The sequence below is a fragment of the Streptomyces bottropensis ATCC 25435 genome (assembly GCF_000383595.1).
Lineage (GTDB): Bacteria > Actinomycetota > Actinomycetes > Streptomycetales > Streptomycetaceae > Streptomyces > Streptomyces bottropensis.
Window position 1 is genome coordinate 2593992 of sequence record NZ_KB911581.1, and the last position, 15160, is coordinate 2609151.

The 15160-nt window shown below is 71.6% G+C and carries 11 protein-coding genes; 5 read left to right on the forward strand and 6 right to left on the reverse strand.

Features of this window, described 5'->3' with window-relative positions; translation table 11 throughout:
* Positions 1 to 48: 48 nt before the first annotated feature.
* Positions 49 to 1002 carry a homocysteine S-methyltransferase gene (gene mmuM / locus STRBO_RS0111420; RefSeq protein WP_005482048.1) on the reverse strand — a complete coding sequence of 318 codons (954 nt, stop codon included), beginning with the start codon at positions 1000 to 1002 and terminating at the stop codon, positions 49 to 51.
* A gap of 136 nt (positions 1003 to 1138) precedes the next feature.
* Between mmuM and STRBO_RS0111425 the strand changes: the two genes are divergently transcribed.
* On the forward strand, positions 1139 to 2581 hold the full coding sequence (locus STRBO_RS0111425) for an amino acid permease (RefSeq protein WP_005482049.1): 1443 nt from the start codon (positions 1139 to 1141) through the stop codon (positions 2579 to 2581).
* 21 nt (positions 2582 to 2602) lie between these two features.
* Here STRBO_RS0111425 and STRBO_RS0111430 read toward each other — a convergent pair whose 3' ends face one another.
* Complete coding sequence (locus STRBO_RS0111430) at positions 2603 to 4720, reverse strand: autotransporter (protein ID WP_028796593.1); 2118 nt, start codon at positions 4718 to 4720, stop codon at positions 2603 to 2605.
* Positions 4721 to 4996: 276 nt separating this feature from the next.
* Between STRBO_RS0111430 and STRBO_RS0111435 the strand changes: the two genes are divergently transcribed.
* Together STRBO_RS0111435 and STRBO_RS0111440 are read left to right on the forward strand one after the other, a co-directional pair.
* Positions 4997 to 6085, forward strand: coding sequence for a glycoside hydrolase family 43 protein (locus STRBO_RS0111435; RefSeq protein ID WP_005482051.1), 1089 nt, complete (start codon positions 4997 to 4999; stop codon positions 6083 to 6085).
* An 11-nt stretch (positions 6086 to 6096) separates the two neighbouring features.
* The gene (locus STRBO_RS0111440) at positions 6097 to 7509 is read left to right on the forward strand and encodes an RICIN domain-containing protein (protein ID WP_020114215.1); all 1413 of its coding nucleotides are present in this window, start codon (positions 6097 to 6099) and stop codon (positions 7507 to 7509) included.
* 7 nt (positions 7510 to 7516) lie between these two features.
* Here STRBO_RS0111440 and STRBO_RS0111445 read toward each other — a convergent pair whose 3' ends face one another.
* Complete coding sequence (locus tag STRBO_RS0111445) at positions 7517 to 9238, reverse strand: rhamnogalacturonan lyase B N-terminal domain-containing protein (RefSeq protein ID WP_005482053.1); 1722 nt, start codon at positions 9236 to 9238, stop codon at positions 7517 to 7519.
* A gap of 190 nt (positions 9239 to 9428) precedes the next feature.
* Here STRBO_RS0111445 and STRBO_RS0111450 point away from each other — a divergent pair, with 190 nt between their 5' ends.
* Positions 9429 to 10475: a rhamnogalacturonan acetylesterase gene (locus STRBO_RS0111450; protein ID WP_005482054.1), complete on the forward strand. Its 1047-nt coding sequence runs from the start codon at positions 9429 to 9431 to the stop codon at positions 10473 to 10475.
* A 280-nt stretch (positions 10476 to 10755) separates the two neighbouring features.
* Positions 10756 to 12507: a DUF2264 domain-containing protein gene (locus tag STRBO_RS0111455; RefSeq protein WP_005482055.1), complete on the forward strand. Its 1752-nt coding sequence runs from the start codon at positions 10756 to 10758 to the stop codon at positions 12505 to 12507.
* Here the strand turns inward: STRBO_RS0111455 and STRBO_RS0111460 are convergent.
* The 3 genes from STRBO_RS0111460 to STRBO_RS0111470 form a co-directional block, all read right to left on the reverse strand.
* Positions 12452 to 13876 (reverse strand): hypothetical protein, encoded by a 1425-nt coding sequence (locus STRBO_RS0111460; protein ID WP_020114216.1) that lies wholly within the window; start codon positions 13874 to 13876, stop codon positions 12452 to 12454. The genes STRBO_RS0111455 and STRBO_RS0111460 overlap by 56 nt on opposite strands.
* A gap of 93 nt (positions 13877 to 13969) precedes the next feature.
* A complete protein-coding gene (locus tag STRBO_RS0111465) occupies positions 13970 to 14554 on the reverse strand; it encodes a TetR/AcrR family transcriptional regulator (protein ID WP_005482057.1) in 585 nt (194 codons plus the stop codon).
* 187 nt (positions 14555 to 14741) lie between these two features.
* A complete protein-coding gene (locus STRBO_RS0111470) occupies positions 14742 to 15062 on the reverse strand; it encodes a hypothetical protein (protein ID WP_202499259.1) in 321 nt (106 codons plus the stop codon).
* Positions 15063 to 15160: the final 98 nt, after the last annotated feature.

Below are 15160 nucleotides of genomic sequence, written 5' to 3' on the forward strand. Positions count from 1 at the left end.
CCTGTCGCCATCGCTCACGCGGGCAAGCGCCGGCCGCGTGGCGGGTCCTCAGCCCAGCGTCCGCGCGATGGCCGCGATGGCCTCCGGCCCCACCCGGCAGCATCCGCCGATGAGCCGGGCCCCGGCCGCCCGCCACCCCTTGACCTGCTCGGTGGTGAACGTGGACCGCCCGGTCCAGGCCCGGGCCGACGCGTCCCAGGTCTCCCCGCTGTTCGGGTACACGACGACCGGCTTGCCGGTGACCCTGACGGCTGTCTCGATCGCGCCGTCCACGTCGTCGGAGGCGCAGCAGTTCACGCCGACGGCCACGACCTCCTCGGAGTCGGCGGCGAGCGCGAAGGCCTCCTCCAGCGGCTGCCCGGCGCGCGTGCGGTCGCCGGCGACGGTGTACGACAGCCAGGCGGGCACGCCCAGGCCGCGGACCGCCCGCAGCAGGGCCTCGGCCTCGTCGGTGTCCGGAATCGTCTCCAGGGCCAGGACGTCGGGACGGGCGGCGGCCAGCGCCTCCAGGCGGGGCCGGTGGAACCGTTCCAGCTCGGCCGGGCTCAGCCCGTACCGGCCCCGGTACTCGGAACCGTCCGCGAGCATGGCCCCGTACGGGCCGACCGAGGCGGCCACCAGCAGCGGGCCCGAGCGGCCCCGCGTCTTCGCCTCCACCGCTGCGTCCACGGCCGACTCGACGCTCAGGGCCATGAGTTCGGCCGCCCTCCCCCCGTCGATGCCGCGCTTGGCGAAGCCCTCGAAGGTGGCCTGGTAGCTCGCCGTGATCGCCACGTCGGCGCCCGCCTCGAAGTAGGCGAGATGGGCCTCGGTGAGCGCCTCGGGCCGCTCCGCGAGCAGCCGCGCCGACCACAGCTCGTCGCTCAGATCGTGCCCGGCGGACTCCAGCTGGTTGGACATACCGCCGTCGAGGACGAGTACATCGGTGCCGAGGGCCGCGGCGAAGGGGCCGACGGGAGGGCCGGGGACGGGGGAGAGGCTGCCGGGTGCGTTGCTGGTCATGCCGACGACGGTAACCGAGCCCCTGAGGCGGACCCCGAGTATGTCCAGTGTGTGAACAGATCGACCACCATGTGGACTGCGGGGGTACGATCACGCCCTCCCCGTCCCCACCCCGCCCCCTCCCCCGGGAACCGCCATGACCACCACCAGCACCCCCGAGGCCACCGAGCCCGAACCGAGCCCGGCCGGCGACGCCGGGGCGACCCCGGCCGCCGGGCCCGGCGCGAGCGCGGCCGCCCCGGGCCGCAAGTTCGGCGTCGTCGCGGCCACCGCCCTCGTCATGGGCAACATCATCGGCGGCGGCATCTTCACGCTCCCCGCCGCCGTCGCCCCGTACGGCACGGTCAGTCTGCTCGCCTTCGGCGTCCTCTCCGTGGCCGCCGTCCTGCTGGCGCTGCTCTTCGGGAAGCTGGCCCGGCGCAGCCCGGTCACCGGTGGTCTCTACGTCTACCCGCGCGACGCCTTCGGCCCCTTCGCGGGCTTCCTGTCGGCCTGGTCGTACTGGACGATGTGCTGGGTCAGCATCGCCGCGCTCGCCGTCGGCGTGGTCGGCTACGTGGACGTGCTGATACCCCTGGGCGACGGCAAGGCCGTCCCGGCGCTGGTGGCCCTGGCCGCCCTGTGGCTGCCGGCCGCCGCGAACTTCGCGGGCACCCGCTATGTGGGCGCGGTGCAGATCGTCTCCACCGTGCTGAAGTTCGTGCCGCTGCTGCTGGTCGCCACCATCGGTCTGTTCTTCGTCGACACCGACAACTACGGTCCGTTCAACGCCTCCGGCGAGAGCACGCCCGGCGCCCTCGCGGCCGCCGCGGCGCTCCTTCTCTACAGCTTCCTGGGCGTCGAGTCGGCCGCCGTCAGCGCGGGCGAGGTCAAGGACCCCGAGCGCACCGTGGGCCGGGCCAGCGTCCTCGGCACGCTCGCCTCCGCGCTCGTCTACATCCTCGGCACGGTCGCGGTGTTCGGCCTGGTCCCGCACAAGGAACTGGTGGAGTCCGGGGCGCCCTTCGCCGACGCCGTGAACGCGATGGCCGGCGGCAGCTGGGGCGGCACGGTGATCGCGCTGGTCGCCGTCGCCTCGATCGTCGGCTGCCTGAACGGCTGGGTCCTGCTCAGCGCGCAGATGCCGTACGCCGCCGCCCGCGACGGTCTCTTCCCGAAGCCCTTCGCCCGGCTCGGCAAGGGCGGTGTGCCCGGCTTCGGCGTCCTCGCCACCGCCGTCCTCGGCTCGCTCCTCATCGTCGTCAACTACGCGGACGACCCGGACACCGCCTTCCGCGTCCTCGTCCTCATCACCACGTTCACCGGCTGCGTCCCGTACCTGCTGTCCGCCGCGGCCCAGCTGTACTGGCTGGCCAGGGGCACCCGCGAGCGGGTCCGCCCCGCCGGCCTGGTCCGCGACCTGATCGTCGCCGCCCTCTCCTTCGCCTTCTCCTTCTGGCTGATCGCCGGAGCCGGCTACGCGGCCGTCTACCAGGGCGCCCTGTTCCTGTTCGCGGGCATCCCGGTCTACGTGTGGCTGCGGGGCCGGCAGGAGGGCGCCCAGGACGAGGCGGACACGGTCGCCGGGGCCGGGGTCTGAGCCGGACGGCACGCCCGTGCCTCAGCCCGTGGCCGCGTGACGCCCGCCGCCGCGGCGGCGGTTGTTCCTGCGCCTTCGGATCACCGGCGCGAGCAGCCCGGAGAGACAGCCGACGGCGAGCGCGTACGGCCACCAGCCGAGGCCGGTGCCGGCGGAGGCACTCGCGTTCTGCGTACGGGTCTGCGGGCCACCGGAGCCGGAGCCCGCGGCGGCCTTCACCGCCGGTGACCGGTTCGCCTTCGCCCGGGAGAGGACGACGTCGTTGCCGTCACCGCCTCGGTAGGTGATCCGGTACGTGTGCTCGGCCAGCTTCACCTCGGCGCCCTCGCGGAGCCCGGTGAACGACCCGCTGTTCCGGCCTTCGCCCCGGTGGTCGATCACGGTGACCTTCGCGCCGGGCCCGCCGGCGGCGGCCGGTGCCGCGAGGTCCAGACCGCCGGCCAGCCGTACCGCGCCGGAGACCTTCAACGGCTTCGCGCGCAGGACCAGTTGGCCCTTCTTCGTCTGCGTGTAGCCGCCCGTCACCGTGAGGCCGGTCACGACCGCCCCCGCGTTGGTCACGGCTCCCTTCACCGTGCCCCTGCCGGACAGCGACCGGGTCACCGTGAGCCCGGCCGTGCCCACGTCGAGCGTCGCCCCGGCGGTGGTGAGCCGCACGGTGCGGCTGTGGGCGAGGGTCGCTCCCGAACGCAGGGCCAGCGTGCCCCTGGTGACGGTCGTCGGCCCGGTGTACGTCACCGCGCCGCCGGTCAGCGTGGTGGTGGCCTTACCCGACTGGGTGAGCGAGCCGCTGCCGCCGATCCGCGACAGCGTCACGGGCCTGGCGGTGTTGCGGACGATCAGTGAGCCGTTGTCGACCACCTCGCAGAGGCCGCCCTCGGTGTACAGCCCGCCGTCGCCGCCGGACCTGCCACTGCCCAGCCGCAGTACCGCGCCCTTCTCGACCGTCGTCGACCCGTTGTAGTACTGGACGGCGGCGAAGGTGACGTCGTTGCCCTTGGTCCCCTTGACGACGATGTCCCCGGCGCCCGGCGCGGAGAGCGTGTCGTGGAAGCGGCCGCCGCCGATGGGGGCGCCCAGGGTGACCGGCCCGTCGTAGTCGAAGGTGAGCCGCGAACGGGAGCGCGCGGCGAGCAGGTTGATGTACACCGTCTCGGCGGTGCCCGGCATGAAGATCCTGTTCGTGGTGCCGTCGCCCCACTGGACGTCGGCACCCTTGATGTTGGTGCCGCGCTTGTTGACGTGTTTGCGGGCGGGTGTCCAGTTCAGGGCGGGGTCGCTGAGCGAGGGGTCGGTGTCGCCGCCCCGGTCGGACCAGCTGTACTGCCCGGTGAGGATCACCTTGCCGCCGGGCCGCGACTGCACGTTGATGTCGCTGCCGTACTCGCGCTGGTAGAAGTCCATGCCCTGGGTGACGGTCCGGCCGAGCGGGGTGTCCACGGTCCAGGTGCCCTGGTTGAGGACCTTGCGCGCGTTCGGCAGGGAGGTCGCGTACTCCGGGCGTCCGGCGTTCACCTGGGTGCCGTTGTCGATCACACCGCTGAAGGGATGGGTGCCCGACAGGTCCCAGGTGGCCCACAGGAACCGCGGCTGGCTGACCAGCCCGGAGCCGCTGATCGTTCCCAGGTTGTACGCCACGTCCTTCAGGGCGAGCCGCAGGGTGCCGTCGACCCGGATGTTGTTCTGGTTGAGCCGGAACGCCGGGGTGCCGTACGGGTAGTGGCCGATCACACCCGTCGAGCCGCTGTCGCCGTACTGGAGGGTCGCGCCCCGCTCGACGGTCACCGCCGGCGGGTCCGGGCGGGTGACGGTGACGTGGGGATGGTTGCCGCCGAGGATCCGTACGCTCTGCCGCTGCCGGGACTTCGGCAGGGTGAAGTCGCTGTCCCTGGTGAGGACCAGTGTTCCGGCGCCGCGCACGGTGAGCGTGCCGGTGCCGCTGAACACACCGCCGTACCGGGTCGTCCCCGACGGCACGGTCACCACCGTGTCCCCGGCGAGCGTGACATCGCGCCCGGCCAGCACGTCGGTGGTCGCGTCGCGGGGGCCGGCGGCGGTCGCGGTGGGGGCGCCGAGCATCAGGGCGGTGACCGCCAGGGCTCCTGCGGCGGCCGCTGTCTTGTGGGTTTGGCTGTGCACGCTGTCGGAGACGGTCCGGGGCTCACCCCGATAACAGAAACTTCGTGAAGTCCGGCTTCCGCGCATCGGTTCGTTCCTGTGCTCATGTGTTCGTCTTGCCCGACCCGTTGACCTGGACGTAACACGCCCTTACCTTTTCGCCGTTCGCCATGACTGATCTTGTGCGAAATGTCGAACGAATCTGTTCTTTTTTGTGTCTCTCCTTTCCTCTCCCTGTCCCCCCGACCTCCCCCCGACCTCCCCCCACGTGCAGAACCCCGCAGAGAGGCGGACCGCATGAGCCGCGAGCACGAACTCCCCGATCCCCCCGACCGCAGGCTGCTCCTCAAGAGCGCCCTGGCCGCGGGCGCCCTGACCGCCCTGCCCGCCACCGCCGCCCGGGCGGCCACGCCCCCGGCGGCCACCTCCCGGCCGGCGTACGTCAATCCGCTGGTCCGCAATCGCGCCGACCCGCACATCAACCGGCACACCGACGGCTTCTACTACTTCACCGCGACCGCACCCGAGTACGACCGGATCGTCCTGCGCAGATCCCGCACCCTGCGCGGGCTGTCGACGGCCGCCGAGTCGGTGATCTGGCGCAAGCACGAGACGGGTGCGATGGGCGCGCACATCTGGGCGCCGGAGATCCACCACATCGACGGCAAGTGGTACATCTACTTCGCCTCCGCGCCCGCCGAGGACATCTGGGCGATCCGCATCTGGGTCCTGGAGAACTCCCATCGGGACCCGTCCCGGGGCACCTGGGTCGAGCGCGGGCAACTGAAGACGGCCTGGGAGACCTTCTCCCTGGACGCCACCACCTTCACCCACCGGGGCTCCCGCTACCTGGCGTGGGCGCAGCACGAGCCCGGGATGGACAACAACACCGCCGTCTGGCTCTCGAAGATGGCCGACCCCTTGACCCTGACGGGACCTCAGGTACGGCTGACGACACCGGAGTTGGACTGGGAGGTCATCGGCTTCAAGGTCAACGAGGGGCCGTCGGTCATCGAACGCAACGGCCGTCTCTTCATGACGTACTCGGCGAGCGCGACCGACTTCAACTACTGCATGGGCCTGCTGACCGTCGACGCGGACGCCGACCTCATGGACCCCGCCAACTGGTCGAAGTCCCCGACCCCGGTCTTCACCAGCAACGACACCACACGACAGTACGGGCCGGGCCACAACAGCTTCACCGTCGCCGAGGACGGCCGCACCGACGTCCTCGTCTACCACGCACGCCAGTACAAGGACATCGTCGGAGACCCGCTCGACGACCCCAACCGGCACACCCGCGTCCAGCGCCTGCGCTGGAAGCCCGACGGCACCCCCGACTTCGGCGTACCCGTCGCCGACGCACCCACCCCGAGCACCCGGTAAGGAGAGCTGAGATGAGACGTGCGTACGCGATGCTCCTCGCGCTCTGTCTGGCGCTGGCCGGCGCCCTCGTCACCGCGGGTCCCGCCCAGGCGGCGCCGCAGACGATTCCCAACGGCGTCCAGTTCAAGGACACTTCGGGCAACCCCCTGCACGCCCACGGCGGCGGTGTCATCAAGGTCGGCACCTACTACTACTGGTTCGGCGAGAACCGCAACGCCGACAACACCTTCAGGTACGTGTCGGCGTACCGCTCCACGGACCTGAAGAACTGGGAGTTCCGCAACAACGTCCTGACCGAGGCCACCGCCCCGGAGCTGGCGACGGCCAACATCGAGCGGCCCAAGGTCATGTACAACGCGGCCACCGGCAAGTTCGTGATGTGGATGCACAAGGAGAACGGCACGGACTACAGCGAGGCCCGCGCGGCCGTCGCCATCTCCGACACCGTCGACGGCGACTACACCTGGCAGGGCAGCTTCCGTCCGCTCGGCACCCACATGTCCCGTGACATCACCGTCTTCGTGGACACCGACGGCACCGGCTACATGATCTCGGCGGCCCGCGAGAACTACGACCTGCAGATCTACCGGCTCACCGCCGACTACACCGGCATCGCCGCCCTCGTCGCCGACCCCTGGCACGGCGGCCACCGTGAGGCTCCGGCCCTGTTCAAGCGGGGCGGCGTCTACTTCATGCTCACCTCGGGCGCCACGGGCTGGAACCCCAACCAGCAGCAGTACGCGACCGCCACCAGCATCGCGGGCCCCTGGACCGCCATGACCAACGTCGGCGACGCCACGACCTTCGGCTCGCAGACCGCGTACGTCCTGCCCGTGCAGGGCACCTCGACCACCTCGTACCTGTACCTGGGCGACCGCTGGGGCAACTCCATCGGCGGCACGGTCAACGACTCCCGCTACGTCTGGCTGCCGCTGACCTTCCCGACCTCGACCACGATGTCCATGTCCTGGACCCCCGAGCTGACGGTCGACACGGCCACCGGCACGGTCAGCGGCACCAGCGCCACGTACAACACGCTGATCGCCCGCCACTCGTCCAAGTGCGCCGACGTCACCAGCCAGTCGCAGTGGCCGGGAGCCCAGATCAAGCAGTACACCTGCAACGGCGGCAACAACCAGAAGTACTGGTTCAAGTCCGTCGGCAGCGGCTACTACCAGCTGACGACCCGGCACAGCTCCCTGTGCGTCCAGGAGAACGCCGGCACGGTCACCCAGGAGAACTGCAACTCCTCGTCCACCGCCCAGCAGTGGTCGCTCACCACCACCGGATCCTTTGTGAACGTCAAGTCCCGCGCGACCGGCAAGTGCCTGGACGTCAACGGCGCGTCCACCGCCGACGGCGCCGCCGTCATCACGTACGCGTGCGGCAGCGGCACCAATCAGCAGTGGACGCGCGGAACATGATCAGAGGTCAGTTCAACAGGTCGATCGCGTCGACCGACGTCCCCGCACTGAGATAGGCGGTCGTCCCCGACCCGCTCACCACGTTGATCCGCAGCACGTTGTACTGACTCGTGTCGGTCAGCCAGGCCGACGCCGGGACGCTGTAGGTGAACGTGTGGTTGTTGCCCCGATAGGACCCGTTCGTCAGCGACCGGGTGTTCGGCTGGGTGGGCGGGGAGGGGATCGCCGAGGTCCAGGCGTCGTTGACGACGACCTGCGGCCGGCCGTTCGCGTAGGCCGTCGTCACGCCGATGCGCAGGGTGTGGGCGGCGGCGGCCTGCGCGGCGGTCAGCCGGAAGTACACGAGCAGACCGCTGTTGACGTCCTTCCAGAGGTAGCAGGGAAAGCCCGAGGTCTCGGTGCCGCTGCCGACGACCACGTTGCCGGTCCAGGCGGCGGCCCGGACGTCCGACGGATGCGCGTACGTCATCAGGTCGGCGTTCTTGAAGCCGCTCGGCGTGCCGTTCCAGTCGTTGATCCGCCAGATCGCGCCCGCGTTGGACGGGTCGTTGGTGGACGGGATCGCGATCGAGTTCAGCGTCGTCGTCCCGCCCGCGGTGACCGACACCGAGGTGGTGTACACCGCCAGCTCACCCTTGTAGACCGTCAGCGTGTACGTCCCCGGCAGCACGCCCGGGACGGAGAAGTAGCCGTCCGAGGCCCGCGCCGAACCCCAGTACTGGGCCGCCGAGTTGGCGAGTCCGACCGTGTAGGCGTGCGACGTGTTCCGGCCGGTGATGCCGACACCCGCGACCCGGCCCCGGCCGCTCGCGGGGACGTACCCGGACAGGCCGAGCGAGTCCGCCCACGGCGTGGTCAGGGTGCCCGGGAACAGCGACGAGGAGGGAGCCCCGCCGTCCGTGAACGCGATGACGTACGGGCCCTGGAGACCGAACCGCTGCTCCTCGGTCTGGTTCTGGCCGTAGTACAGGATCTCGTAGAGGCCGCCGCCGTCCGCGCTCTGGTGGCGCAGCAGGGAGCGGTAGAAGGGGCCGCCGGAGGCCTTCTCGTGGTTGCTGCGGACCATCCACAGGCCGACGCTGCCGGTCTTCCAGCCGATGTATTCGTAGTCCATCACGCGGAGTCTGGAGTAGTGCTTGGAGCGGGTCTGGCCGTCGGACTTCCTGAACACGTCCGAGGCCTCGATGGTGCTGTTCGTGTAGGTGTACGAGTCGGGCTCGTCGTTGAGGAACAGGCCCGCCTTCACGCGCAGGATGTAGCGGGTCGCCGAGACCGAGGTGTCGGCCTTGTTGGTCCACAGGTAGACGTTGTTCTCGCCGCTGCGGGCCGCGTAGTAGTGCTTCAGCGTGCCGTAGGTGACGGAGACGAGGATCGTCGAGCCGGACCGGGTGACGGTGACGGTCGAGCTGCCGAGGCCGGACTCGATGTGCGAGTTCATGCCGCCGTAGCCCTGGTACTCCGTGCCCCGGTACACGAGCGAGGCCAGGTCGCCGTTGCTCTTGCGGACCTTGAACACGAGGTTCGCGCCGGTGTCGATCACATAGTGGGTGCCGTCGTCGGTGTAGCCGAAGGCGGCGGCGCGGGCGGTGCCGGCCAGCGGCCCGGCGAGCGCGGCACCGGCCGCCGTGGCGGCGGCGCCGACGACGAGGCCGCGGCGGCTCGGGCCGGACGCGGGCGGGGGTGTGTCGCAGGCCGCCGCGGGCGTGGCCGCGGGCGTGGATTCGGACATGGGGATCCTCCTCGGGGGCGGTGGGGGGAGTGCGGTGATTCGGAAGGGTGACAGTTGAATCGTTTTCGCGAAAGGGCTTTCACTGGGTGGAAGTTGGCAATCATGTGAATGCCGGCACAGCTCTAGAAAGCGCTTGTCGAACGATGTACCGTCCAGCCGCCGGGCTTTGTCACTCCTCGGAGGAGCCGCAATGAGACGTTTCACCATCGCCGCGCTGACGGTGGCGACGACCCTGGGCACCGCCTTGACGGCCGTACCGGCCGAGGCGCACCAGGGCCGGCCCGTGCTGGGCCCGGAGAGCTGCACCGCGAACGTCTGCCACTTCGACGTGCCCGCCGGCACCTACGACGTGCGGGTCCGGCTGGGCGGTGACACGGCGGCCGCCACGAAGATCACCGGTGAGACGCGCCGCACGCTCCTGGCGGAGACGGCCACCGACGCCGGTGCGACCGTCCGGCGCAGCTTCACCGTCGACGTCCGCACCCCGGAGGGCGAGCCGACCGGGCCCGACGGCAGCCCCGGCCTGGACCTCGTCGTCGGCGGTTCGGCGCCCGCCCTCGCCGACATCCGGGTGACCCCCGCCAAGGGGGCCCGCCAGATCTTCCTCGTGGGCGACTCCACGGTCTGCGACCAGCCGGGCGAGCCGTACTCCGGCTGGGGGCAGCAGCTCCCGCAGTACCTGACGAAGCGGCTGTCGGTCGCCAACTACGCCGACTCCGGGGAGAGTACGGTGTCCTACCTCGCCGACCCGAGGCTGTGGGCCACCGTCCGGCCGCGGATCGGGCGCGGCGACCTGGTGCTGATCCAGCTGGCCCACAACGACAAGCAGACCGACGAGGCCACCTACCGGGCCAACCTGGAAACCCTGGTCGCGGGCGTCCGCGAGAAGGGCGGGAAGCCTGTACTGGTCACCCCGATCGTGCGCCGCTGGTTCAACTCCGACGGCACCCTCAACAACGGCACCGCCCTGCTGGTCAACGGCCTCGGCGTCGACCATCCGGCGGTGACCCGCGCGGTCGCCGCCGCCCACGGTGTGCCGCTGATCGACCTCACCGCGAAGACCAAGGCGCTGGTGGAGTCGCTGGGCACGGAAGGCTCCAAGGCGCTGTACCTCTACAACGAGAAGCGGGACAACACCCATACGTCGACGCACGGTGCGACCGTCTACGCCGGCCTCGTCCGTGACGAACTCGTCGCCCAGGGCCTGGTGCCCGAGGGCAGGACCAGGATGGGATGAGACCCCTGGGGCGTCCCGACCGGAACCGGGGCGCCCCAGGTCTGCGCGAGAGAGGGGGCGGGTGGCGTGGCGTACGTCGGCGCCTGCGGCGGAGCGAAGCGTCTCGCGCAGTTCCCCGCGCCCCTGAAACCATGGGCTACGCCCCAGTCAGGCCCGTAGGGCCTGATCGTTCAGGGGCGCGGGGAACTGCGCGAGAAGCCCAAACCCAGCCGCACACGTCACGCACCCCGCCACCCCGAACCGCCCCGCCCCGGTCCCCAGTCAAGAAAGCGCACGCCACATGCCCTCCCAGCCGCGAGAAGACCACACCATCAGCCCGTACACCGGCTACACCCGCGCCCACTGGGAGGCCGCCGCCGACGCGCTGCTGGCCGCCGTGGAGCCGTACGCGAGTGCCGACGGCGCGCTCTACCAGCTGCCCGGCGACCGGGCCAGCTGGACGGGCCGGCTCTCCGACGGGCTGGAGGGATACGCCCGCACCCTCCTGCTCGCCGCCTTCCGCCGGGACGAGAAGGCGCTCGCGCGCTACGCGGACGGCCTCGCGGCCGGAGTCGCGGGCGTCTGGCCCCGCATCGAGGACCGCACGCAGCCCCTCGTCGAGGCCGCGTCGATCGCCTTCGCCCTACGAGTGACCCGGGACCTGCTCTGGGACCGCCTCGACGACGCCGTTCAGCAACGCGCGGCGGCCTGGCTCGGCGACGCGCTCACCGCCGAACCCTGGCCCTGCAACTGGGAGTTGTTCCCGGTGACGGTCGGCGGCTTCCTCGAAGAGATCGGCCACGAACCGGAGACGGCCCGCCGCGTCATCGACCAGCGCCTCGACCGCATCGAACAGTGGTATCTCGGCGACGGCTGGTACACCGACGGCGACGGCCGCAAGTTCGACTACTACAACGGCTGGGCCATGCACCTCTACCCGGTGCTGCACGCCTGGCTCGCCCAGGACGACCGCCTCCTCGCCCACTACGGCGACCGCCTCTCGACCCATCTCGACGACTACGCCCGGCTGTTCGGCGGCGACGGCGCCCCCCTGCACCAGGGCCGCTCCCTCACCTACCGCTTCGCGACGACCGTCCCGCTGTGGCTGGGCGCCCTCACGGGCCGTACGCCGCTGTCGCCGGGGCAGACACGGCGGCTGGCGTCGGGCGCGCTGAAGTACTTCCTCGACCGGGGCGCGGTCGACGAGCACGGCCTGTTGTCCCTCGGCTGGCACGGCCCCGACTCCACCGTCCTGCAGGGCTACTCGGGCCCCGCCTCCCCGTACTGGGCCAGCAAGGGCTTCCTCGGCCTCCTGCTGCCCCCGGACCACGAGGTGTGGACGGCGACGGAGGAGCCGGGCCCGGTGGAGAGCGAGGACGAGCTGCGTCCCGTCGGCCCGCCCAACTGGCTGCTGCAGTCCACGCGTTCGGACGGCCTGGTCCGCCTCCACAACCACGGCAGCGAGGACGTCCGCTACGACCCCTTCTACACCCGGCTCGCCTACTCGACGGTGACGCGGCCCGTACCCCTGGCGGAGCCCGCCGAGTCGTACGACAACAGCGTGATCGTCGGCGGCGACGCGAGCCGCACGGACATCGAACCGCTGGGGGTGGGCGAGGGCTGGGCGGCCTCCCGGCACTCGGTCGGCGAGGGCGGTGTCCGGGTCACGAGCCTGGTGGCGGCCCGGGGGGCGGTGGAGGTCCGGGCCCATCTGGTGACGGGCGCGGCCCCCGGTACGCCGGTGCGGGTGACGGGCTGGGCCGAGGCGGAGGGCGTGCGGTGCGCACTCCACCCCGCGTACGGTCTGTCGGGCGCCGCCGCCGGGCCGGGCCTGACCGGTGCGACGGCAGACGCGGACGCGACCCTCTTCGTCGCCCTCGCCCGCCTCACCGCCGACGCCGACCCCCAGCCCCTGCCGGAGTTGGTCTCGGTGGAGGTGCGGGGCGACTATGAGCTGTCCGTGCACTGGGCCCACGGTGAGCGGGCCCAGTTCGTGTTCACGGCGTCACACGGGCGATCCTCAGCGTCTTCGTGGTCGGTGACGCCCCGTTGAGGGCGGTCGCGTAGGACGGGGTGACGGGGGCGTAGGCCCAGGTCAGCGTCCCGTCCTTCAGGACCGCGATGTCCCCGCAGACGCGGGCCTTCACGACCTTGTCGGCGCCCTGGAGCTTGCCGTTCCAGTCGACGAGGCGGACGTGGGTGCCCGTGAAGGTGCCGGTGCACGTGCCGCTCGCGCACGTGGCGTTCTTGAGGGTCTCGTAGGAGACGAGGAGCCGGTCCTTGCCGTACGGGGCGACGCGCACGTTGACGTGTTCGGTGCCCTTGCGGGAGGTGAGGTACACCGGCTTGCCCGAGGGTGTGGTGCGGTTCTTGAGGAACGCCAGCGCGACCTGGTGGGTGCTCGTCCTCGGCTCGACCGTCCAGCCCCGGCCGCTGGAGTCGTCCGGGTTCTTCTTGGCGGAGGCGGCGCCGCGCGAGGCGAAGGCGGTGGCGTAGCGGCCGGTGGAGGACTTCACCAGGTCGCCGGTGCGGCCCGCGAAGGTGCCGCCGCAGTAGCCGGCCCAGCACTGCTCGCGCTGCACGACCGGCGCGTCGTCCGGGGCGGCGATGCCGGTGGAGACGAACAGGCCCGAGCGCCAGTCGTCGAAGCAGAGGGAGGCGAAGTCGCCGCTGGTCTCGGCGCGCAGGGCTATGCCCTCGTTGTGGGAGCAGCCCCAGCCCCAGCCGCCGCCGAGCTTCTTGCCCTTCGGGCCCACGTAGGACAGCTTGTCGCCGAAGTGGCCGTCGGCGAAGCCGCCCGCCCCGTGCACGACGAAGTAGGCGCCGTACTTCTTGCCGTTCCAGGCGAGTTGGCCGTCGAGCAGCGGGGCCGTGTCGTGGGAGGAGGTGGCGGTGAGCTTCGTCCGCCAGGTCTGCTTGCCGTTCTGGTAGCGGATGAGCGCGGCGGCCGTCTCCTTCCATTTGTTGGTGTCGGCGACGCGGGTCAGCAGCGCGAACCCGTCGTCGTGCGCGACGAGCCCGCCGACCTCCTTCGTGCCCTTGACGACCGTGTCGGCGCCCGACCGCTTCCCGGCCGCCGTCAGCGGGGTGACATGGATGCCGTCCGACGCGGGCCAGGCGACCCGCAGCGTGCCGTTCGGCGCCGCGGCCGTCGCCGTCCGCGTCCACTCGCGGCTGTTGTTGTAGCCCGCCGAGAGGTAGGGGAACTTCGCCGGCAGGGTCACGGTCGTGTTCGTGACGGTGAGACCACCGGCCGCGGCGGGGGCCGTGGGCGCCGCCCCGGCGGTCGCGTACCAGGCACCCGCCAGCACGGACGCGGCCACGAGCGAGCCGACGACGGGCTTGCGCGCGAGGTGGCGACGGCGGTGGCGGGACGGAGCGGAGGCGGCGGAGGCGGAGGGGGTGGGTGTTGCAGGTGTCATGTCCTGTGGTCGTCCCCGAGACGGCGGAAGGTTGCCGCCGTCGGGCCGGAGATCGTGTGGGACCACCGGACCTCACGGGCGGCTCCGGCCGGATCACGCCGTCTCGGGGTTCTCCCGCGGCCAGTGCGTGAGCGCCAGGTGCAGCGCCTCGACGCACCGGTCCCAGGACCTGCGTACGTCGCGGGGCGCGCCGAAGCCGCCGCCGGCCTCCAGGGCGCAGAAACCGTGGAAGGTGCTGCGCAACAGCCGTACGGCGTCCGTGGAATCGGGCTCGTCGAGGCCGTAGGCGCGGAGCATGCCGTAGGTGATCTCGGCGGTGCGGCGCAGGGCGGGGGAGTCGGTGACGGGGATCTGGTCGAGCGGGAGCTGGGTGGCCGCGTACCGGCCGGGGTGCCGCAGGGCGTACTCGCGGTAGGCCCCGGCGAAGGCGGCGAGCGCGTCCTTGCCGGCCCGTCCGGCGACGGCCGCCGCGATCTGCTCGATCATCTCGCCACCGGCCAGCAGGGCCATCCGGACGCGCAGGTCCTGGAGGTTCCGCACGTGCGAGTACAGGCTCGCGTCCTTGACCCCGAAGTGGCGGGCCAGCGCGGACAGCGAGACGTTCTCGAAGCCGACCTCGTCGGCGAGATCGGCGGCGGCCGCGGTGACGCGGTCGGGGGTGAGACCGGCTCGGGGCATGGGCCACCTCTGGACGGGACGGGAACCTAGGGGCTCTAGGTTAAGGTCCGCCCGCCCCTGTGCCGTACCCGGACGCGTCGGCGGCGGCCCCTGCGGTCCGGCCCCCGCCGGCCGGCCCACCCGCCGGCCGGACCCCCTGGTGGTCACGGTGGGGCGGGGGACCGGCCGGCTCATGGGCTTCCGACCGTCAGGACGCCCGTTTGCCTCTGTCGATGGCCGCGCGCACGTCGCTCTCCCAGCCGAGGTCGGCGGCCACCCGTGCCGGGTCCTTGACGATCACGATATTGCCCTCGGCGCGGTGGACCCGGTGGCCGGCGACGCCCGCCGACACCAGGAACTTTCGCAGCTTGGCGTCATGGCCCTGGGCGTAGGTGCTCTGCGTCGTACTCGTGCACTCGGTGGTCTTGCGTTCCCAGACCTGGTCTCCGCCCGCGTCCTCGTGAAGGGGCACCAGGTAGGAGTAACTCCCGCAAGCACAGGGCTTGCCGGCGGCTGTCGGTGTCGTCATGGCCCGATGATAGGGACACCGGCCCGGCCCCCGACCGTCCCCGCCGGGGAGAGGTGTATCCCGGCCGGCCCCACCCCGTGGCGGTCGGGGTGGGGCCT

What these genes read in the sequence shown, in the direction of transcription:
- STRBO_RS0111465 (WP_005482057.1), bottom strand. Translation starts at nt 14,554, where the DNA reads ATGCCCCGAGCCGGTCTCACCCCCGACCGCGTCACCGCGGCCGCCGCC.
- STRBO_RS0111460 (WP_020114216.1), bottom strand. Translation starts at nt 13,876, where the DNA reads ATGACACCTGCAACACCCACCCCCTCCGCCTCCGCCGCCTCCGCTCCG.
- STRBO_RS0111455 (WP_005482055.1), top strand. Translation starts at nt 10,756, where the DNA reads ATGCCCTCCCAGCCGCGAGAAGACCACACCATCAGCCCGTACACCGGC.
- STRBO_RS0111445 (WP_005482053.1), bottom strand. Translation starts at nt 9,238, where the DNA reads ATGTCCGAATCCACGCCCGCGGCCACGCCCGCGGCGGCCTGCGACACA.
- STRBO_RS0111435 (WP_005482051.1), top strand. Translation starts at nt 4,997, where the DNA reads ATGAGCCGCGAGCACGAACTCCCCGATCCCCCCGACCGCAGGCTGCTC.
- STRBO_RS0111425 (WP_005482049.1), top strand. Translation starts at nt 1,139, where the DNA reads ATGACCACCACCAGCACCCCCGAGGCCACCGAGCCCGAACCGAGCCCG.
- STRBO_RS0111440 (WP_020114215.1), top strand. Translation starts at nt 6,097, where the DNA reads ATGAGACGTGCGTACGCGATGCTCCTCGCGCTCTGTCTGGCGCTGGCC.
- mmuM (WP_005482048.1), bottom strand. Translation starts at nt 1,002, where the DNA reads ATGACCAGCAACGCACCCGGCAGCCTCTCCCCCGTCCCCGGCCCTCCC.
- STRBO_RS0111450 (WP_005482054.1), top strand. Translation starts at nt 9,429, where the DNA reads ATGAGACGTTTCACCATCGCCGCGCTGACGGTGGCGACGACCCTGGGC.
- STRBO_RS0111470 (WP_202499259.1), bottom strand. Translation starts at nt 15,062, where the DNA reads ATGACGACACCGACAGCCGCCGGCAAGCCCTGTGCTTGCGGGAGTTAC.